Origin of the sequence: Sphingopyxis sp. PET50 (genome assembly GCF_025244705.1) — a bacterium.
GTDB lineage: Bacteria > Pseudomonadota > Alphaproteobacteria > Sphingomonadales > Sphingomonadaceae > Sphingopyxis.
In genome coordinates, this window is the sequence record NZ_CP104207.1 from 2609485 (window position 1) to 2628147 (window position 18663).

At 66.5% G+C, this 18663-nt stretch carries 18 protein-coding genes and 2 pseudogenes; 8 read left to right on the forward strand and 12 right to left on the reverse strand.

What is annotated here, in order from left to right; translation table 11 throughout:
- The first annotated feature begins 56 nt into the window (after positions 1–56).
- Entirely contained in the window at positions 57–395 is a 339-nt protein-coding gene (locus N0A20_RS13685) for a PilZ domain-containing protein (protein ID WP_260580907.1), read from the forward strand.
- Here N0A20_RS13685 and N0A20_RS13690 read toward each other — a convergent pair.
- Positions 392–817 carry an EVE domain-containing protein gene (locus tag N0A20_RS13690; protein WP_260580908.1) on the reverse strand — a complete coding sequence of 142 codons (426 nt, stop codon included), beginning with the start codon at positions 815–817 and terminating at the stop codon, positions 392–394. The two genes, N0A20_RS13685 and N0A20_RS13690, sit on opposite strands and share 4 nt — an antisense overlap.
- Positions 818–948: 131 nt before the next feature.
- Between N0A20_RS13690 and N0A20_RS13695 the strand changes: the two genes are divergently transcribed.
- Entirely contained in the window at positions 949–1878 is a 930-nt protein-coding gene (locus tag N0A20_RS13695) for an isopenicillin N synthase family dioxygenase (RefSeq protein WP_260580910.1), read from the forward strand.
- 6 nt (positions 1879–1884) lie between these two features.
- On the opposite strand, the gene N0A20_RS13700 is transcribed toward N0A20_RS13695, so the two are convergent.
- Genes N0A20_RS13700 through N0A20_RS13715 form a run of 4 tightly spaced genes read right to left on the reverse strand, consistent with a single transcriptional unit; the run spans position 1885 to position 4400 of the window.
- Positions 1885–2550, reverse strand: coding sequence for a hypothetical protein (locus tag N0A20_RS13700; protein WP_260580911.1), 666 nt, complete (start codon positions 2548–2550; stop codon positions 1885–1887).
- Between the two features lie 7 nt (positions 2551–2557).
- Positions 2558–2962, reverse strand: a complete 405-nt coding sequence (locus tag N0A20_RS13705; protein ID WP_260580912.1) for a ribose-phosphate pyrophosphokinase — start codon at positions 2960–2962, stop codon at positions 2558–2560.
- Entirely contained in the window at positions 2952–3773 is an 822-nt protein-coding gene (locus N0A20_RS13710) for a DUF1295 domain-containing protein (protein ID WP_260580914.1), read from the reverse strand. Before N0A20_RS13710 ends, N0A20_RS13705 begins: the two co-directional genes overlap by 11 nt.
- A gap of 15 nt (positions 3774–3788) precedes the next feature.
- Positions 3789–4400, reverse strand: coding sequence for a lysophospholipid acyltransferase family protein (locus N0A20_RS13715; protein ID WP_260580915.1), 612 nt, complete (start codon positions 4398–4400; stop codon positions 3789–3791).
- A 552-nt stretch (positions 4401–4952) separates the two neighbouring features.
- On the opposite strand from N0A20_RS13715, the pseudogene N0A20_RS13720 reads away from it, so the two are divergent.
- A pseudogene (locus N0A20_RS13720) lies at positions 4953–6354 on the forward strand (M20/M25/M40 family metallo-hydrolase).
- Positions 6355–6387: 33 nt separating this feature from the next.
- On the opposite strand, the gene N0A20_RS13725 reads toward N0A20_RS13720, so the two are convergent.
- From N0A20_RS13725 to N0A20_RS13735, 3 genes are all read right to left on the reverse strand, one after another.
- A complete protein-coding gene (locus N0A20_RS13725) occupies positions 6388–7206 on the reverse strand; it encodes a ferredoxin--NADP reductase (protein ID WP_260580916.1) in 819 nt (272 codons plus the stop codon).
- A complete protein-coding gene (locus N0A20_RS13730; RefSeq protein ID WP_260580917.1) occupies positions 7206–7661 on the reverse strand; it encodes a hypothetical protein in 456 nt (151 codons plus the stop codon). The genes N0A20_RS13725 and N0A20_RS13730 overlap by 1 nt, the downstream gene beginning before the upstream one ends.
- 472 nt (positions 7662–8133) lie before the next feature.
- The gene (locus N0A20_RS13735; RefSeq protein WP_260580918.1) at positions 8134–9423 is read right to left on the reverse strand and encodes an acyltransferase family protein; all 1290 of its coding nucleotides are present in this window, start codon (positions 9421–9423) and stop codon (positions 8134–8136) included.
- 224 nt (positions 9424–9647) lie between these two features.
- Here N0A20_RS13735 and N0A20_RS13740 point away from each other — a divergent pair, with 224 nt between their 5' ends.
- From N0A20_RS13740 to N0A20_RS13760, 5 genes are all read left to right on the forward strand, one after another.
- On the forward strand, positions 9648–10355 hold the full coding sequence (locus N0A20_RS13740; protein WP_260580919.1) for a protein-S-isoprenylcysteine O-methyltransferase: 708 nt from the start codon (positions 9648–9650) through the stop codon (positions 10353–10355).
- Between the two features lie 14 nt (positions 10356–10369).
- A complete protein-coding gene (locus tag N0A20_RS13745) occupies positions 10370–10945 on the forward strand; it encodes a hypothetical protein (RefSeq protein WP_260580920.1) in 576 nt (191 codons plus the stop codon).
- A 261-nt stretch (positions 10946–11206) separates the two neighbouring features.
- The gene (locus N0A20_RS13750) at positions 11207–11371 is read left to right on the forward strand and encodes a hypothetical protein (RefSeq protein WP_260580921.1); all 165 of its coding nucleotides are present in this window, start codon (positions 11207–11209) and stop codon (positions 11369–11371) included.
- Positions 11372–11422: 51 nt separating this feature from the next.
- Complete coding sequence (gene parC / locus N0A20_RS13755) at positions 11423–13723, forward strand: DNA topoisomerase IV subunit A (RefSeq protein ID WP_260580923.1); 2301 nt, start codon at positions 11423–11425, stop codon at positions 13721–13723.
- An 89-nt stretch (positions 13724–13812) separates the two neighbouring features.
- Complete coding sequence (locus tag N0A20_RS13760) at positions 13813–15492, forward strand: putative bifunctional diguanylate cyclase/phosphodiesterase (RefSeq protein ID WP_260580924.1); 1680 nt, start codon at positions 13813–13815, stop codon at positions 15490–15492.
- Here N0A20_RS13760 and N0A20_RS13765 read toward each other — a convergent pair.
- From N0A20_RS13765 to N0A20_RS13780, 4 genes and pseudogenes are all read right to left on the reverse strand, one after another.
- Positions 15465–16676, reverse strand: coding sequence for a CCA tRNA nucleotidyltransferase (locus N0A20_RS13765; RefSeq protein WP_312846544.1), 1212 nt, complete (start codon positions 16674–16676; stop codon positions 15465–15467). The two genes, N0A20_RS13760 and N0A20_RS13765, sit on opposite strands and share 28 nt — an antisense overlap.
- Positions 16673–17257, reverse strand: a complete 585-nt coding sequence (locus N0A20_RS13770; RefSeq protein ID WP_260580925.1) for a CoA pyrophosphatase — start codon at positions 17255–17257, stop codon at positions 16673–16675. Before N0A20_RS13770 ends, N0A20_RS13765 begins: the two co-directional genes overlap by 4 nt.
- Positions 17257–17841, reverse strand: a complete 585-nt coding sequence (locus N0A20_RS13775) for a DUF1285 domain-containing protein (RefSeq protein ID WP_260580926.1) — start codon at positions 17839–17841, stop codon at positions 17257–17259. The genes N0A20_RS13770 and N0A20_RS13775 overlap by 1 nt, the downstream gene beginning before the upstream one ends.
- 242 nt (positions 17842–18083) lie before the next feature.
- Positions 18084–18588 (reverse strand): annotated as a pseudogene (locus N0A20_RS13780) (GNAT family N-acetyltransferase).
- Positions 18589–18663 lie beyond the last annotated feature (75 nt).

Below are 18663 nucleotides of genomic sequence, written 5' to 3' on the forward strand. Positions count from 1 at the left end.
GCGAAAGCATCACGGCCTAGTTTTGCGGCTCCACCTCTTTGGGACAGCAGCCGACCGTGAAACAACAGGGCAATTTCTCGATCAAACCCGCCACCCGGACGCGCGGCGCCGAGCGCGCGCAGGTGAAGGCGAATGCGCGGTTTCGCGAAGCGGGCTTCAACCCCTATGACGCCGAACTGTTCGACCTGTCCTCGACGGGCTTTCGCATGAACACCTATGCGCGGCCGGCGATCGGCAAGCATATCTGGGTCAGCCTGCCGGGGCTGCAGCCGCTCGAAGCGATCGTGCGGCGCGCCGACGGCAATGAATATGGCTGCGAACTGGTCGTGCCGCTGCACCCGTCGGTCGCGGCGCATATGCAGACCAAGCTGCGCACGCCGCTGCCCAAAAACTAGGCTTCGGGCTTTTCCGATTTCTTGAGGATATGCTTCCACTCGGCGGGCGTGACGCGCCCGACCGACAGCCGCGACTGGCGGATCAGGTCCATGTCCGCGAGCGCCGGATCGGCCTTGATCGCCGCCAGCGTCACCGGATGCGCGAGCGGCCGCACCGGCGCGACGCGCACGATGACCCAGGGCGAGCCTTCCTCGGCGGTCGGATCGGGCGTCGCCGCCTCGACGATCTCCATGATCCCGACGCATTCCTTGCCGATATTGCTGTGATAGAAGAGCGCCTGATCGCCGACCTTCATCGCCATCATGTTGAGCTTGGCGGTGTGGTTGCGCACCCCGTCCCACATGCCCTGGCCGTCCTTGACGAGTTGCTCCCACGCATAGGCGTCGGGTTCGGATTTCATCAGCCAATATTGCTTTGCCATGAGCGCGGGTCTAGCCGAGCGATGCGCGGGGTGGAACCGCCTTTTTCCCTTTAACGCGGCGCGCGCAGCGCCTAAATCGCATCGCATGACGCGCGCCGCCGGTGCCGCCCCTGAACAGATGGACAAGACTTATGACTGCCGCCGTTCCCGTGATTTCCATGGCGCTTCCCGCCGACCGCTTCGCGCAGGATTTCGGCGCCTCCTTCGAACGTTTCGGCTTCGCGATGATCACCGACCATGGCATCGACCCCGGCCTGATCGACGAGGCGTGGGACAAGGCCAAGCAATTCTTCGCGCTGCCCGAAGAGACCAAGCGCGCCTATCATATCCCCGGCGGCGGCGGCGCGCGCGGCTATACTCCCTTCGGCACCGAGATCGCCAAGGGCGCGAAAGAGGTCGACCTCAAGGAATTCTGGCACGTCGGCCGCGACCTGCCCGAAGGCCATCCGCTCGCCGCGCAGCAGCCGAACAACGTCTGGCCCAGCGAAGTCGCGGGCTTCCGCACCGCCTACGACAAATTGTTCGCCGAATTCGACCGCGTCGGCGGCCGGCTGCTGTCGGGCATCGCGCGTTACCTGAAACTCGACCCCGACTTTTTCGAAGACACGGTGAAGGACGGCAACAGCGTGATGCGCCTGCTCCATTATCCGCCGGTCGAGGCGCCCGCGAAGGGCATCCGCGCCGAGGCGCATGAGGACATCAACACGATCACCCTGCTCCTGGGCGCCGAGGAGGCCGGGCTCGAAATCCTCGACAAGGACGGCAGCTGGCTCCCCGTCTCGCCGCCGCCGGGCGCGATGGCGGTCAATGTCGGCGACATGCTCCAGCGGCTGACCAACAACCGCCTGCCCTCGACCACCCACCGCGTGCGCAACCCCGACGAAGGGCGGGCCAGCGTCGCGCGCTATTCGATGCCCTTCTTCCTGCATTTCCGCTCGGACTATCCAATCCGGACGCTGGAGAATTGCATCGATGCGGCGCACCCGGACCTGTATCCGGAGCCGATCACCGCGGACGAATATCTGCAGGAACGGCTGCGCGAGATCGGGCTGAAGACATAGGCCGCCCTACCGGTCGTAGGCGAACCAGCTCCCCTGATATTTGGCGTCGAAATTTTCTTTGGAATCGAAGGCGAAGCCGATCGGATTCGCTCGGAAATAACCGAATTCGTCGAACCGGCCGAGAACGGCCATATAGGCATCGCGGCAGCGCTCACGGAAATCACTGTCCTCGGTCATCTTCAGCTGCGCCTCGGTGTGGAAGAAGATGATCGCGGTTCCGAAGCCGGGGCGGATTTTCCAGATCACCGTGCTGCTCAGCGATTTTTCGACCTCCTCGATCCGTTCGGGGGTCATCTGGCTGTTGGCTTCCCGGCGGGCGGCGGGCTCGAAGGCCGAGAAGATGACGAACAGCCGCTCGGCTCCGGCTATCGTGTCGCCGCTTTCGTCCAGCAACTCCAGAAACCGCGCCTTGATCGCCGCCTGCTTGGCCGGGTCATAGCTGATCGTCCGCTCGGTCATGAAGCTGTCGGCATCGCGTTTCCGCTCGAAGATCACGTCGAGCCGCGGGCCGTGGAGCGGTTCGTTGCTGTCGAAGACGATATTGAGGGGGACGGGCGACGAATAATGCGCCGCGATCCACTCCGCCAACGCGCGGAACAGCGGGGGCATCGCCGCGGCGCCCTGTTTGACCAGCCTGGTCCGGCGGTAGGATTCGTCGGAAGGATTCATCATGCGCGCGTCACCGCCCTTCCCAATAATCATACGCCACCTGCTGCTGCTCCCTGATGAACCGCGCCGCCGCCGCGCCCTCCCACGGGCCGTCATAACCGAGGAGCAGCGCCGTGCCGCCGACCCACCAGCCTTGCCCCGGCAGCCGGTCGCTTTCGCGCACCACCAGCACCGCAAGGTCGGGTTCGCCGTCCGCGGCGCATAGCCGGTCGACCTCGGCGAGCGTCTTGCATACCGCGCGCATCTTGGGCCGCGAGAAGCGGAAACCCAGTTCGCCGAGCAGTTCGGAATAGCTGACGCTGCGCCCTTCGCGCGCCGCCGCGGTCAATATCGCGCGGATGCGCGGCGCATCGCCGAGCGCGCCGGCGTCGGCCGGAACCGGCGCCTCGCCATCGAGGCCGGGGTCAAGCGCCACGCTTTTTCGGCGGCCAGGGGATGAAGCCCGAGGTGCGGGCGATATAATCCTCATAGCCGGGGCGCGTCTGTTTCATGCCGCGCTCGAGCAAGGCCTTGCCCGACCATTTGGTGAGGGTGAAGGTCAGGAACAGCGGCCCGATCACGCTCGCCACCGCAACCCAGATGGCCGCGTCGGCGGCGACGAGGAAAAGGCCCCACCAGGCCAGCGCGTCGCCGAAATAATTGGGATGGCGCGTGTAACGCCACAGCCCGGTGTCGAGGATATTGCCCTGATTGGCGGGATCGGCGCGAAACCGGTCGAGCTGCCAATCGCCGAGGCTTTCGAACGCGATGCCGGTCAGCGCCGCAGCGACGCCGATCCATCCCAGCACGCCGATCTGCGACGCGGGGGCGGCGGCGCTTGCCCAGATGCCGATCTGCGCCGGCAGGCTGGTGATGAACAGCAACGGCGCCTGGGTCAGGAAGACCGCCACCAGCGCCGTCGTTTCCCATCCCCAATGGCGTTTCTTCATGATGCCGGTGATGATCTTCTGATAGCGCGGGTCCTCGCCGCTGCGGCGCCAGCGGATGAACAGATGGATCGCGAGCCGCAGCCCCCAGAGCGTCGTCAGCCCCAGCAGCAATTGCGCGCGCAGCCCCTCGTTGCCCACCTGGATCGCGGTGCCCCACGCCAGCAGCACCATGCCGAACGCCCAGAAAGCATCGATGAACGACACGTCGCGGATCTGCAGCGCGATCAGCCACAACAGCCCGATGACAAGGATCAGACCGAAGAAATTCGTCGCCAGCACGATTCCCACGCCCGTCATCGCCTTCTCCTGCGCTCAGCCGGTTCCCACGATATCATCGATCGACGTCACCGCACGCTCCGGAAATTTCGGGATGCAGCTTTTATAGACGTCGAACACCTTCTGCATATCGGCACGGAAATCGCCCGTCGGCCAGATCAGCGGGCCGAGCCCGCCGGTCTTGGTGCCATAATCCATCAGGCCGACCACCATCGGCACCTTCGCCGCGAGCGCGATCTGGTAGAAGCCGGTGCGCCATTTCTTCGCCTTGCCGCGCGTCCCCTCGGGCGCGACGGTCAGCATGAATTCGGCGCGGCGGGCGAATTCCTGCGCCATCTGCGCGACCGCGTTCGACGCATTGTGGCGGTCGACGGGGATGCCGCCCATCTGTTTCATGAAGCCGCCGATCGGCCATCTGAACAACGACAATTTGCCCATGAAATGCGCGCGCAGGCCAAGGTCGGCGGTCAGGCCGAGGAAGTTCACGAAATCCCAGTTGCTCGTGTGCGGCGCGGCGATGATGATGAAGCGGCGCGGTTCGGGCACTTCGCCCTGCGCCTTCCAGCCGCGCATCCGGTAGAGCAGCAGCAACAGGCGCCGCACGGCGCGCGCCACCAGTCCCGGCGGGTGATCGTCGATCTCGGTCACGGATGCTCCTCTTCCCTTCGGCCGGGATGCGCGAAAGCCGGATAGGGCGCAAGCGAAACGAGGCGATATTGTTGACGACAGGGGCAACGGCCGACGTCGGCTTTGGGGTGGGAAGCGGACATTTGAGTAATAGGCTGGTCTCCCCTCCCGCAGGCGGGAGGGGCAGCGAGACTTGGGCGCTTGCGCCCTAGTCGCAGCGGGGTGGGCCGTCGCGACGTCGCTGCCCACCCCCAACCCCTCCCGCCTGCGGGAGGGGAGCCAAATGCCCGCTCCTCCCAAATTCGGCCCTTCCTCTGCCCGCGAAAAAATCTCTTTCCTAATAAACCCCGCCATGGTCTACCCTCCCCGATGACCGGCTTGCCTGCTCCATACGACTTCGCGGGCCCCCTTCGTCTCGCATTCGCTGCTTAAAGCGACAAAGGAGACATTCTGGACACATCCGTGCGTATCCTTTGTCTCCTTAAGCCCGGAATCGGTGGACCTTCCGAACGGCCAATCGGCCTTGCAGCAGCTGGCGCTTTCTGCTTCCTTCGCATACGAAGGGATTGCACGATGAAGATGAACTGGCTGCCGATATTGACCGCGCTGGCGCTCGCCGCGCCCGCCGCCGCTCAGGAGCCGCGCCCCGACCAGCTCGCCTTTCGCGATCTCTACAAGGAACTGGTCGAAACCAACACGACGCTGTCGTCGGGCAGCTGCACCCTTGCCGCCGAGCGCATGGCGGCGCGGATGAAGGCGGCGGGTTTTGCCGACAGCCAGCTTCATCTCTTCGCGACCCCCGAGCATCCGAAGGAGGGCGGCCTCGTCGCCGTCTATCCCGGCACATCGAAAACCGCCAAGCCGATCCTGCTCGTCGCGCATATCGACGTGGTCGAGGCGAAGCGCGAGGATTGGGAGCGCGACCCCTTCGTGATGGTCGAGGAGGGTGGCTATTTCTACGGCCGCGGCACGCTCGACGACAAGGCGCAGGCGGCGGTGTGGGTCGATACGCTGATCCGCTTCCGGCAGCAGGGCCACAAGCCCCGGCGCACGGTCAAGCTGGCGCTGACCTGCGGCGAGGAAACCAACGGCGCGTTCAACGGCGTCGAATGGCTGGCGGCGAACCGGCGCGAGCTGATCGACGCCGAGTTCGCGCTCAACGAAGGCGGCGGCGGCGACAGCGACGGTAAGGGCAAGGTCATCGGCCAGTCGGTGCAGGTCGGAGAAAAGACCTTCGCCAATTTCCGCCTCGAAACGCGCAACCCCGGCGGGCACAGTTCGGTGCCGGTGCGCGACAATGCGATTTATCAGCTGTCGCGCGCGCTCACCAGGATCGACGAACATGAATTTCCGGTCGAGATGACCGATGTGACGCGGCGCTTTTTCGCCGAAAGCGGCGCGGCCCGCGGCGACGAAACGGGCGCGGCGATGGCCGCATTGGCGAAAAATCCGGACGACAAGGCGGCCGAGGCGATCGTCAACAAGGACCGCTTCCTCCACGGCAATATCCGCACCACCTGCGTCGCCACCCTGCTCGATGGCGGTCATGCCCCCAATGCGCTGCCGCAACGCGCCTAGCGCGAACATCAACTGCCGCATCTTTCCGGGGCACAGCATCGAATCGATCCGGGACGAATTGGCAAAGGTGATCGGCGACCCCGGCGTGACGATCACCCAGTTGCCGCCCAAACGTCCGGCCCCGCCCGCGCCGCCGCTCGACCCGAAGATCATCGGACCGATGGAGAAACTGGTCGCCAAATACTGGCCGGGGCTGAAGGTCATTCCGGCGATGGCGAACGGCTATACCGACGCGACATTTCTGGGCGCGGCCGGCATTCCGACCTATGGCATCCCCGGCATCTGGGGCGATCCCGACGGCAACGGCGTCCACGGCCTCAACGAGCGCGTCGAGGTGAAGGCGGTCTATGTCGGGCGCGACTATATGTTCGACCTGGTGAAGGCCTATGCGGACTGAGGCCCGCCCCCTCGCCATTACGCAGCGAAGGGTTCACCCCACGAACGCGCGCTCGATCACGAAGTCACCCGGGGCGGCGTTCGATCCTTCCTTGAACCCAAGCCCCTCGAACCGCGCCTGGAGGTCGCGGATCATCGCCATGCTGCCGCACATCATGATGCGGTCGGTCGCGGGATCGAAATGGGCGGGGCCGGTCAGCGGGTGGCCGAACAGCGAACCATTGTCGATCAGCGTGTCGATGCGTCCCATGGTGCGAAAGGGCTCGCGCGTCACAGTCGGCAGATAATGGAATTGCAGCAGCGCCTGATCCTGCACCAGCGGGTCGCCGGCGAGCTGGCTTTCGAGTTCGTCGCGGAAGGCAAGGTCGCTGGCCTGCCGCACGCAATGGACGATGACGATCTGGTTGAAGCGATCGTAGATGTCGGGATCGCGCGCGAGGCTGAGGAAGGGGGCAAGCCCGGTCCCGGTCGACAGCAGGAACAGCCGCCGTCCCGGGGTCAGCGCGTCGGCGACGAGCGTGCCGGTGGGCTTGCGGCCGAGATAGACCGGATCGCCGGGCTGGATCCGTTGCAGCCGCGAGGTCAGCGGGCCGTCGGGAACCTTGATCGACAGAAACTCCAATTCGTCGGCATAAGCGGGGCTGGCGATCGAATAGGCGCGCAGCAGCGGGCGGCCCTCGCCGCCGGGCAGGCCGATCATCACGAACTCGCCCGAGCGGAAGCGAAAGCTCGCCGGGCGGCTGATCCTGAAGCTGAACAGATGCTCGTTCCAGTGGCGGACGCTGAGCACCTCCTCGACGGTCAGCGAGGCGGAGGGGGCCAGCTTGGCGGCGGCGGCGATACGGTCGCTCATCACTTCGATTCCTGATGGTCTTTGGTGGGGGAGGAAAGCAAAGGCAGGTCGAAACCCGCTTCGGTCAGATGGGTGGCGGCCGCCGCCATGGCAGCGGCGATCGGGCCGACCGAGGACGGCTCGACCAGCAGCGCCAACGTGGCGCGCAGCGCGTCGCCGGCACCGCCGGCAGCATCGCGCCACAGGCCCAGCAGCACCGCCTCATCCTCGCCGACGCGGCGGCAGGCCATCGGCGACAGCGCCAGACAGTCGCGGCCGTCGCTCGCGAGGAGTGCCATCGCGACATGGAAATCGGGCAGCGCGGCGCGGGCATGGACGGCGCCGAAACCGCGATGCAGCGCCTGCGGCGGACAGGCGCCGCGCATCGCCGCGCCGACCCAGCCGCGCATCGCCCAGAGCAGGAAGCGCCCGCCGTTGCACAGGCTGTCCACGGGACGGTCGACGAAGGCGTACATGAACTTTCCGATCGTTGCGCACATCGCGGAGAACGACGTGTGAAGCTCGCGCGGCTTATATGTTAATGCGAGTTATTTGCAATAATAGAAATTCTATGAGGTGATGTTGATGGCAATTTCGCGCGCCGATGGCGGCATTGGGTGGGGAGTGGACGGTGCCGATCCTCCCCGGCACGGGGAGGGGGACCAGCGAAGCTGGTGGAGGGGCACAGGCGGTTTGCCCGGCCGGTGAGGTCATGCGCTACGGCTCGGCCCTTTATATTGGGCAGGTGTAATGGGCAGGGCTTTCGGTCCAGTGTGGCGTAAGCCTCCTGTGCCCCTCCACCACCCTTCGGGTGGTCCCCCTCCCCCTTGGGGGAGGATCGCCTATGTCTGCTCCCGCCCGAGACCCGCCATCCGTCGATCGCATTTGCAAAGGACAGAAGCGCCCATTCCATGGGGTGACCTTGGCCGGAGCGAGCCGCGCGGTCGTTTACGCGCGCGGCCGGACCAGTTTGTGGACGGGGCCGAACTGCGCGATCGCGGCGCCGATGAAGGGGAGCGCGACGAGCCAGAGGCGGACGCCGGTGACCCCGTAAGGGCTGGCGATGCTGATCGCGGCGGTCGCGCCGAGGCCGGCACAGATCAGGATCAGGCCAAGGATCAGGCGCCAATGCGGCACCTCGACCCCCGCGCTGCTCGCACGTTCGTAGCGCGCGAAAAGCAGCACGAGCGGGAGCGAAGCGGCGATGTAGAGGGCGAACCACAGGGGCCGCGCCAGCCACCAAGCGGCGCTGCCCGGCATCACGTCGAGCCCGATACCGCCGAGCAGCCACGCCGCGACGAGCACCAGCACGAAGGCGGTGAGGTGCCAGAGATAGATGGTCATGATCATGCCGTTGACGAGCACGACCGCGGTCCAGACGCGCAGATTGTCCAGCATCCGCCGCCCGGCGGGTTCGAGCGCGAGCGCGAAGCCGGTCTGCGCGATGCCGAGCGCCAGCAGGGCCAGCGTCGGCGGCATCGAATTGCTGAGCCCGCTGCCCGGCACCCCGATCATAGCGACCGGATAGGGCCCGAAACCGACGAGCAGGCCGAGCGCCGCCAGCCCGCCAAGGCCCCAGAGCAAAGCCTTTTGCGGCCGCGCAAAATATCCGTCGCCCCAGGCGAATCCGAGCTGGTGGATCGCGAGCCAGACGAAGCCGAAGTTCAGGAAATTCACATAGGGAACGCCGAATTTCAGCGTCGCGACATCGATCGCCACCGCCCCCGCGACCAGCGCCCAAAAGGACGCCATGCCGTAGCGGTGCCACGCCGCCCAGGTCAGCGGCGCGAGCGCGGCGACCATCAGATAGACCGACAGGAACCACACCGGGATCAGGGCGAGCTGCGCCGCCATCGCGACGATCTTGCGGTCGATGCCCATCAGCGTGCCGAACATCGCGACGAGGGTCCAGATCAGGAACAAAGGCAGCACCGGATTGATCAGCCGCTGGAGCCGTCCGCTGTACCAGCCGGCGTAGCCGCCGCCCTTGCGCCGCGTCGCCGCCCACGACATGCCGTTGGAAAAGCCGCCGACGAGGAAGAAGAGCGGCATGACCTGAAACCCCCAGGTCAGCCACTGCGTCCAGGGCAATATGCCGAGCAGGTGCCCGCCCTCGACCGCGCCGTCCTTCATATAGGGCGCGGCGACGAGCCAATGGCCGACGACGACCGCGAGGATCGACAGCGCGCGCAGGAAATCGACATAGCGATTGCGCTCCGGCGGTGCCTGCTCCGCCATGTTGCGTGCCCGCGACCAGATATTCCCGCGCGATGCGCCCACGTCCGTTGCGGCCAAGACCGTTCCCCACACCGATAAAGGAGCCCTACCTAATGCGGCGACGCGCCAACTCAAGGCCGCGCGTCGATTGTCGGTGGCGCCGCTCCGAAAGGCCCGATTAATTGTTATTGAGAATCATTCTCAAATATGGCAATATCAGCATCTCTGGTGGAAAGGATGCGACCATGGGCAAACGAGACCAGCGATCGATGATGACCAGCCTCCCCGCGATCGCGACGGCGGCCGTCGCGCTTGCCCTGCTCGCGCTCGCGCTGCTGCGTTGGCGCGAGAATGGATGGGGCGCCCTCGTCTGGTTGGGCGCCTTTGTGGCGATGACCGCGATCCGTACCCCGCATTCGATGCGTAACCGCGCCAATGTCGTTACTGCGGCGCGCAAGGATGTCTCCGAAAAGCTGCTGCTGACCGCGATGTTCCTTGCGATGATGCTCCTGCCGCTGCTGCATCTCGTGACGCCGGTGCTCGGCTTTGCGGATTACACGCTGCCCGATTGGGCAACCGCGGCGGGCGCCTTGCTGCAGATCCCCTTCCTCTGGCTATTCTGGCGAAGCCATGCCGACCTGGGCCGCAACTGGAGCCCCGGGCTGGAGGTGCGCGACGGGCATAATCTGATCACCAGCGGCGTCTACGCACGCATCCGCCATCCGATGTATGCCGCCATCTGGCTTTCGGCCCTGACCCAGCCGCTGCTGATCCACAACTGGATCGCCGGCGCGCTGGTCATCCCCGCCTTCGCCGCCATGTGGATGCTGCGCATTCCCAACGAGGAACGCATGATGGCCGAACGCTTCGGCGCGGAATGGGACGCCTATTGCCGCCGGACAGGACGGTTGTGGCCCACCCGGACGAATGCGATCATCGGTCCCGAAATCTGAGGCAGAACCCGATCATGGCCATCATCGACTCCATAGCCGCCCTCGAAGCAACCGTCGGCAAGCCGCCACCGGCAATCGGCCTGAAGGTTATCGACCATGTCGATGCGACCGCGCAGCGCTGGCTGGCATCGTCGCCGCTGATGTTTGCCGGTGTCGGCAACGCCCCCGATATCGCGATCACTCTCGTCGGCGGCGCGCGCGGCTTTGCCTGCAGCGACGGCGTAACGCTTGCCATCCCGCTCGACCATTTCGACGCGCCGCACCTGCTGCAAGCGGGCGCGGGATTCGGGTCGCTGTTCCTGTTGCCCGGCATCGGCGAGACGCTGCGCATCAACGGCACGGTCGCCAGCATCGACGGCATGGCGCGAATCGCGGTCAGCGAATGCTATGTCCACTGCGCCAAGGCGCTGATCCGCTCCGACTTCTGGAAAGCCGAGCCGACCGACGAACGCCCCGGCGATGCGGCCGCCTTCGCCGCGGCGAAGCCGGCTGATGGCGCTGGCGACGATCGATCCCGAAGGCCGCGCCGACGTCAGCCCCAAGGGCGACCCTGCCGAGCCGGCTGGCAGCAAGCGACGGCGACACGCTGAGTTTTCCCGACCGGCCGGGAAATCGTCGCACCGACAGTTTCCGCAACATCATCGCGCAGCCGCGCATCGCCGCGGTGTTGCTGATCCCCGGATCGCATCATGTCGCCACGCTGAGCGGCCGCGCTGCGCTGACCACCGACGCGGCGGCGCTCGCCCCCTTCACCGTGCGCGACAAGCAGCCGCTGCTCGCGACGCGCGTCGAGGATCTTCGCATCGCCATCGCCCCCAGCCTCGCCCTCCAGCGCGCAGCGCTATGGCCGCATGGCGCCGGCACCCGGCGACATCAGCCCCGCCAGGATGTTCGCCGAGCATCTGCGGCTCAACAAGAACAAGGGGATCGGCGCCCGGATCGCCAGCGCCGTCGTGTCGATTCCGGGCTTCATGCAGAAGGGGCTCGACAAGGATTACAAGAACAATCTCTATTGACCCGCATCGCCCTTTGCCTTGGCGGCCCAGCCTTGCTATCCGCCCCGGGCAATGGCGACCAACGACGACGATCTTCCTCCTTCCGACCCCGTTTCCGGCATGCGCGACACCCCCTTCGATAGCGCGCTGTCGGAGCGGTATCTCGTCTATGCGCTGTCGACGATCACCGCGCGCTCGCTGCCCGACCTGCGCGACGGGCTGAAGCCCGTCCACCGCCGCCTGCTGTGGGCGATGCGCGCGATGCGGCTCGATCCGTCGCAGGGCTACAAGAAGTCCGCGCGCGTCGTCGGCGACGTCATCGGCAAGTTCCACCCGCACGGCGACACCGCGGTCTATGACGCGATGGTCCGTCTCGCACAGGATTTCTCGCTCCGCTATCCGCTCGTCGACGGCCAGGGCAATTTCGGCAATATCGACGGCGATAATGCCGCGGCTTACCGTTACACCGAAGCGCGGCTGACCCGCGTCGCGGTCGACCTGATGCAGGGCCTCGACGAGGGCACGGTCGACTTCAAGCCGACCTATAATGGCGAGGACGAAGAACCCGAGATCATGCCGGGGCTGTTCCCGAACCTGCTCGCCAACGGCGCGAGCGGGATCGCGGTCGGCATGGCGACGAACATCCCGCCGCACAATGCCGCCGAGGTGATCGGCGCGGCGCTGGTGCTGATCGAAAACCCGCGCGCCGAACTCGCGCAGTTGCTTGAGCATGTGAAGGGCCCCGATTTTCCGACCGGCGGCATCGTCGTCGACAGTCCCGATGCTATCCGTCTCGCTTACGAAACCGGGCGCGGCGGTTTCCGCGTCCGCGCGCGCTTTTCGACCGGCAAGACCGACGGCGGCTGGGAAGCGACGGGGATCGAGAAACAGGCGGGCGGCACCTGGCAGCTTGTCATCAGCGAAATTCCCTATGGCGTCGCCAAGGGCAAGCTGATCGAGCAGATCGCGCAGCTGATCGCCGACAAGAAGCTCCCGATCCTAGAGGATGTTCGCGACGAGAGCGCCGAGGACCTGCGCATCGTCCTCGTCCCCAAGAGCCGCAACGTCGATCCCGATGTGCTGAAGGAAAGCCTGTACCGGCTGACCGAGCTCGAAAGCCGCTTCGCGCTCAACCTCAACGTGCTCGACGCGACGCGGACGCCCAAGGTGATGGGGCTCCACCAGCTGCTCACCGAATGGCTGCAGCATCAGATCGTCGTGCTCGTCCGCCGCGCCCAGCACCGCATCGCCAAGATCGACGACCGGCTCGAACTGGTCGCAGGTTACATCATCGCTTTCCTCAACCTTGACCGGATCATCGAGATCATCCGCACCGAGGATGAGCCCAAGCCGGTGATGATCGCCGAATTCATCCTGACCGACCGGCAGGCCGAGGCGATCCTCAACATGCGCCTCCGGTCTCTGCGCAAGCTCGAGGAAATGGAGCTGAAGCGCGAACAGGCCGATCTGACCGCCGAGCGCGAGGAACTGGCGAAGCTGGTCGAAAGCCCGGCGCGGCAGAAGACGCGGCTGCGCAAGGACCTGGAAAAGCTGCGCGCCGTCTATGGCCTCGATACCTTGCTCGGCGCACGGCGCACGACGATCGCCGAAGCCGCCCCGGCGCGCGACATTCCGCTCGACGCAATGATCGAAAAGGAGCCGGTGACGGTGATCCTGTCGAAGCGCGGCTGGATCCGCGCCCAGCGCGGCCATGTCGCGCCCGAAGGGTGGGGCGAGTTCAAGTTCAAGGAAGGCGACGACCTGCTGTTCGCGGCGCGCGCGCAGACCACCGACAAATTGCTGATCGCCGCCAGCGACGGGCGTTTCTACACTGTCGGCGCCGACAAATTGCCCGGCGGACGCGGGTTCGGCGAGCCGCTGCGGCTGATGGTCGATATCGACCCCGAGGCGCGGATCGTCGCGCTGATCCCCGCGAGCGCCGACGGGCGGCTGCTGCTCGCCTCGACCAGCGGGCACGGTTTTGTCGCGCAGATGGGCGAGATCATCGCCGAGACGCGCAAGGGCCGCAATGTCGTCAATCTGAAGCCCAAGGCGCAGCTCGCCGTGGTGCGGCCGGTCGGCGCGGGCGACGACAGCGTCGCGGTGGTCGGCGAGAACCGCAAGCTCGTCGTCTTCCCGCTCGCCGAGGTGCCGGTGATGGCGCGCGGCCAGGGCGTGATGCTGCAACGATACCGTGACGGGGGGCTGTCCGACGCGATCGCCTTTGCCTTTGCCGACGGGCTCAGCTGGGCGATGGGCGGCGAGACGGGGCGCACGCGCACCGAAACCGACCTGGCGCCGTGGCGCGTCGCGCGCGGGGCGGCGGGCCGGATGCCGCCGACCGGATTTCCCCGCAATAACCGCTTCGGCTGATCGCATTTCGGTGTTGCCGTAAATCCCTTCTTTACCCCCCGCCCCATAGTGTCCGGGCCATGGGGAAAGGTCGCACAAAGCCTTCTTTTATGCCTATTGATCGTACCGGCGAGGACCGGCCCCTTCTGTTCGTCGGCTGGATCGACGCACTCCCGGTGCCGGCGGCGCTGATCCGCCCGCTCGCCCGCGGTAATTTCCGCCTGCATGCGAGCAACGCCGCCTTCGACCGGCTGGGCCTGTCGCCCGCCGGACTGACCGCGCCGATCGAGCTGCGTCGCGCGATCGAACGCGCCGATCAAGATCCTGAAGATACACAGGAATTTTCCTGCCAACTGGGCGAAGGACCCGCCGCGCGCGACCTGCGCGGATCGATCGGTCCGCTGTCCGAGGAGTGCGGCGGCGACCATCTGTTCCTGCTGACGCTGATCGACCGCACGCAGGAAATGATGACCGAGCGCAACCTGCGCCGCGAACTGGTGTCGGACAGCCTGACCGGCCTGCCCAACCGCGCCGGATTCGAGGAACTGGTCGAACAGCGCATCGCCGACGATGCCGAATCGGATCATGCGATCCTGTTGCTCGACCTCGCGCGCTTCAGCCGGATCAACGAGCATATCGGCCCGCTGGCGGGCGACGAACTGATCATCACGGTCGCGCGGCGGCTGAAATCGAGCCTGCGCAGCGGCGACATATTGGCACGCACCGGCGGCGACGAATTCGCCATCTCTTCGCGCATCGCCGGCGGGCGCGCCGACGTGCGCGAGATCGCGCGGCGGATCCGCGGCTGTTTCGACCATCCCTTCCGCATTGGCGAGCTGAAGGTCAGCGTCGACTGCGCGCTCGGCTGCACGATCCAGGTGGGCGGCGACCGCGACGTCGCCGACCAGGTACGCCATGCCCAGATCGCGCTGAAGCGCGCGAAGCAGACCGACCGCATCGAGATTTACGAACCCGAAGCGGCGATGCTGTCGGACAATCGTTTCGGGCTGGAAACTGCGCTGCGCAGCGCGATCGAGGAGGACCGCCTGTACCTCGCCTTTCAGCCGCTGATCGAGCTGGCGACCGGCAAGGTATCGGGGTTCGAGGCGCTCGCGCGCTGGGACAACAAGTCGGGGGACGCGATCTCGCCGACCGAATTCATTCCCATCGCCGAGGATTCGGGGCTGATCGTCCCGCTCGGCCAGTGGGCGATCGCCAAGGCGGCCAGCACGATCGCCGAATGGGATGCGAAGAACGGCGGCGTGCCTGTCGACTGCTATTTCTCGGTCAATGTGTCGGCGATCCAGCTGGTGCGCGACGATGTCGCGACGGTCGTCCGCCGGGCGCTGGAAGCGAACGATGTTGGCGGCGAGCGGCTGATGATCGAGCTGACCGAAAGCGCGATCATCGGCGACCCCGACCTCGCCCTGTCGGTGCTCAGCGAATTGAAGGCGCTGCACACGCGCGTCGCGATGGACGATTTCGGCACCGGCTATTCGAACCTCGCCTATCTCCAGCGGCTGCCGCTCGACGTGCTCAAGATCGACCGCAGCTTCGTCGACCATATGGTCGACGACCGCGACAAGGTCGCGATCGTGCGCACGATCCAGAGCCTCGCCGAAGCGCTGGGCATGAAGACCACCGCCGAAGGGGTCGAAACCGCCGACCAGGCGCGGCTGCTGTCGGCATTGGGCTGCGATTTCGGGCAGGGGTTCCTGTTCGCCCACCCGATGGCGTCCGATGCCGCCTTCGACTATTGGCGTCAGTCGCTGAGCCGGCCGATCTTCTGATCGAGCAGCGCGGCGACGCGCGCGGCATCGGGGAAATCCTCGGCGACCCAGGCCGTCTCGACGGCCTTCAGCAGCTTCGCGACCTCGGGCCCGGCGGTAACGCCGCGCGCGATGATGTCGCCGCCCTTGAGCGGCAGGTCGGGGATGGCCCAGCCGGACAGCGATTGCACGGCGCCGCAGCGGCGGCCTGCGGGTTTGCGGCGAGCAGATAGACGTCGGTCGCGGCGTCGATGCCGATCGCATGGGCGAGCTGACGTGGCGGCGGCAGGGCGCCGGCGCGGCGCGCGGCGACGGCAGCAAGATGCTTGCGCTGGCGGGTCGAGAAACGCAGCCGGCTCGGCAACCTGCTCGGCCATGGCGGCGTCGGACGGCAGCAGCGCGGCGAGGCGGCGGAGCGCCGATACGGTGGCGCCGGTAGCGGCTTCATTGGCGAGCAAGCGGTCGAGCGCCGCGGCGAAATCAGGCGCCAGCTCGGGCAGGACCACCTCGAAGATGCCGTCCTCCGCCATCTGTCTGACGATCGGGCGCGGATCGGGGAGCGACAATATCTTGGTGAGTTCGTCGGCGACGCGTTCGCGCGACAGGCTTTTGAGCGACTGGCGCGCGGCGATCACCGCGGCGTGGCTGTCGCCGTCGAGTTCCCCTCGCCCGAAGCGCGCCGCAAAGCGATAGAAACGCAGGATGCGCAGATGATCCTCGGCGATGCGCGTCGCGGCGTCGCCGATGAAGCGGATGCGCCCGGCCGCGAGGTCGTCGAGCCCGCCGAAATAATCGTCGACTTCGCCGGTCAGCGGATCGGCGTAGAGCGCGTTGATCGTGAAATCGCGCCGCGCGGCATCCTCGCGCCAGTCGTCGGCGAAAGCGACGGTCGCGCGGCGGCCGTCGGTCGCAACATCGCGGCGCAGCGTCGTGATCTCGTGCCGTTCGTGGCTGGCGATCGCGGTGACGGTGCCGTGCGCGATCCCGGTGGGCACGACCTTGATCCCCGCCTTTTCGAGCCGGTGGATCACCTGGTCGGGGGTCAAGGGCGTGGCGAGGTCGATGTCGGTGGCGGGCAGGCCGAGCAATGTGTCGCGCACCGCGCCGCCGACCAGCTTCACCGCGCCGCCCCGCGCGCAGAGCGCGGTGACGATGCGCCGCAGCCCTTCGCCATGGCGCCATGGGGTATCCGGCAGGACGGTCACCGATGCCAGCCCGCGGGCAGGCGCCGCGCGAGATTGACGATGATCCCCGCCGTCACTCCCCAAATCCGCCGCCCGCCCCACATCATGTCATAATAATGCCGGTCGTGCCCTTGCCAATAGGCCTGCTGGCGGTCGTAATTGCCGGGGTCGAAGAGGATGTCGAGCGGCACCTCGAACCAGTCCTCGACCTCGTCGGGATTAGGGTCGAGCGGGAGGTCGGGCGGGATGACGCCGAGCACCGGAGTAATGTGATAGCCGCTGCCCGAGCGATAGGCACCGGTCGTCCCCGCGATCATCACGTCGCGGCGATGGAGGCCGATCTCCTCCTCGGCCTCGCGTAGCGCGGCGTCGACCGCATCGCGGTCGCCGGGGTCGATCTTGCCGCCCGGAAAGGCGACCTGCCCGGCATGGCTGCGCAGCCATTGCGGGCGCTGGGTCAGGATAACGCCGGGGTCGGGGCGGTCGGTGAAGGCGATGAGCACCGCGGCATCGCGGAGCGTCGGCGCGGCGAGATAGGTTTCGTCCTCGTCCTCGCCGGGGAGCATATTGTCGAGCGCGGCGCGCAGCTTGGCGGAAAGCATCAGGTGACCACCAGCGGAAAGCGCGCGCCGTTCGACCAGATGGCAGGCGGCTCCTCGCCGTCGGCCAAGGCAAGGTCGGCGATCTCATAATAGAGCGCGCGGTCGATGCGCGCTTCGAGGCCATTGCCGATGGTGCCGCGGACGTGGAGGCGCGGGTCCGGGTTTTCGGGATCGTCGCCGAAGCCGAGCGGATGGTCCGCGCCCGCCATCACCAGGTCGTCGGTGTCGAGACGGAATACCAGCTTTCGCGTTTCTCCCTCGCCCTCGCTCTTCATTTCGACCGCGCGGAAGGGGGTGTCTTCGACCGCGATCGCAAGCTTCTCGGCGGGCGTGACGAGCACATGGCCGCCGTCGGGTTCGCGGCGGAGGATCGTCGAGAAGAGCCTGACCATCGCCGGGCGGTTGATGCGCCCGCCCTCGTGATACCAGCTGCCGTCGGCGCGGATTTCCATCGCGCTGTCGCCCTCGCGCTCGGGATGCCAGCTCTCGACCGGCGGCAGCTTGCGCGCCGCGAGCAATTCGGCGGCCTCGGCCAGCGAGAGCTGCGAGAAGTCCTTCGGAAGCGAGGGCGCGGGGGTGACCATGAAACCGACATAGGGGGACGGGCGGATGGTGCAAGTCGGCTTTGCCGCGAGGCGAAGCGCACGTCCGACGGCACGGCGTGAATTTGGTTCACGCGAAGACGCGAAGGCGCGAAGAAGAAGGTCAGGGCCGATAGGCCCGTTATTTCTGCTACGGGCCGGCATTCGGCAAAGTCTTCATGAGAAAGGCCGCTTCGCGGCAGGCGCAACCTCTTCGCGTCTTCGCGTCTTCGCGTGAACAAATTTTACCGAGGCCCGATCATCCCCGCCGACATCGGCACGCCATGCCCGTTCACCGCGCGCGCGAGCAGGCGGCGTTTCTCATAAGGGCCCGGTAAATCCCACGCCTCCGTCGCATCGGCGGTGAAGCCGAAGAAGCGGCCGTAATATTCGGGATCGCCGATCATCATCAGCGCCGCGTCGGCTTCGGTCTCCGCCGCTTCGAGCATGTGCGCCATCAGCGTCCGGCCATGGCCGCCGCGCTGGACGTCGGGGCGCACCGCCACGGGACCGACCATCACCAGCCGGGTTGCGCTACCGTCCGGCGCATGATGCGCGACGGGCCAGCACTGGATCGTGCCTGCGAGTTCTCCGTCTTCGATCAAAGCGAAGCTCAAGGTCGAGCACCGCATCCATGCCCTGGCGGATGCGATAGGCGGTTCGTCCAAAGCGGTCCGCCCCGAAAGCGGCGTCGAGCAATTGCTCGACCGCCTGCGGCTCGATTTCGGACAATGGAAGTAACTCGACCAACGCGCACCCTTTCGCTAATGCGGCGGCGCTTTAGGGGCGCAGGCTGGCGATGCAAAGCCGAATGTCGGTCCCGCC

Excerpts from the sequence above, each read along its gene's own strand:
- N0A20_RS13690 (WP_260580908.1), bottom strand. The coding sequence starts at position 817 with ATGGCAAAGCAATATTGGCTGATGAAATCCGAACCCGACGCCTATGCG.
- N0A20_RS13695 (WP_260580910.1), top strand. The coding sequence starts at position 949 with ATGACTGCCGCCGTTCCCGTGATTTCCATGGCGCTTCCCGCCGACCGC.
- N0A20_RS13700 (WP_260580911.1), bottom strand. The coding sequence starts at position 2,550 with ATGATGAATCCTTCCGACGAATCCTACCGCCGGACCAGGCTGGTCAAA.
- N0A20_RS13710 (WP_260580914.1), bottom strand. The coding sequence starts at position 3,773 with ATGACGGGCGTGGGAATCGTGCTGGCGACGAATTTCTTCGGTCTGATC.
- N0A20_RS13725 (WP_260580916.1), bottom strand. The coding sequence starts at position 7,206 with ATGAGCGACCGTATCGCCGCCGCCGCCAAGCTGGCCCCCTCCGCCTCG.
- N0A20_RS13730 (WP_260580917.1), bottom strand. The coding sequence starts at position 7,661 with ATGTACGCCTTCGTCGACCGTCCCGTGGACAGCCTGTGCAACGGCGGG.
- N0A20_RS13735 (WP_260580918.1), bottom strand. The coding sequence starts at position 9,423 with ATGGCGGAGCAGGCACCGCCGGAGCGCAATCGCTATGTCGATTTCCTG.
- N0A20_RS13740 (WP_260580919.1), top strand. The coding sequence starts at position 9,648 with ATGGGCAAACGAGACCAGCGATCGATGATGACCAGCCTCCCCGCGATC.
- N0A20_RS13745 (WP_260580920.1), top strand. The coding sequence starts at position 10,370 with ATGGCCATCATCGACTCCATAGCCGCCCTCGAAGCAACCGTCGGCAAG.
- N0A20_RS13750 (WP_260580921.1), top strand. The coding sequence starts at position 11,207 with ATGGCGCCGGCACCCGGCGACATCAGCCCCGCCAGGATGTTCGCCGAG.
- parC (WP_260580923.1), top strand. The coding sequence starts at position 11,423 with ATGGCGACCAACGACGACGATCTTCCTCCTTCCGACCCCGTTTCCGGC.
- N0A20_RS13760 (WP_260580924.1), top strand. The coding sequence starts at position 13,813 with ATGCCTATTGATCGTACCGGCGAGGACCGGCCCCTTCTGTTCGTCGGC.
- N0A20_RS13770 (WP_260580925.1), bottom strand. The coding sequence starts at position 17,257 with ATGCTTTCCGCCAAGCTGCGCGCCGCGCTCGACAATATGCTCCCCGGC.
- N0A20_RS13775 (WP_260580926.1), bottom strand. The coding sequence starts at position 17,841 with ATGGTCACCCCCGCGCCCTCGCTTCCGAAGGACTTCTCGCAGCTCTCG.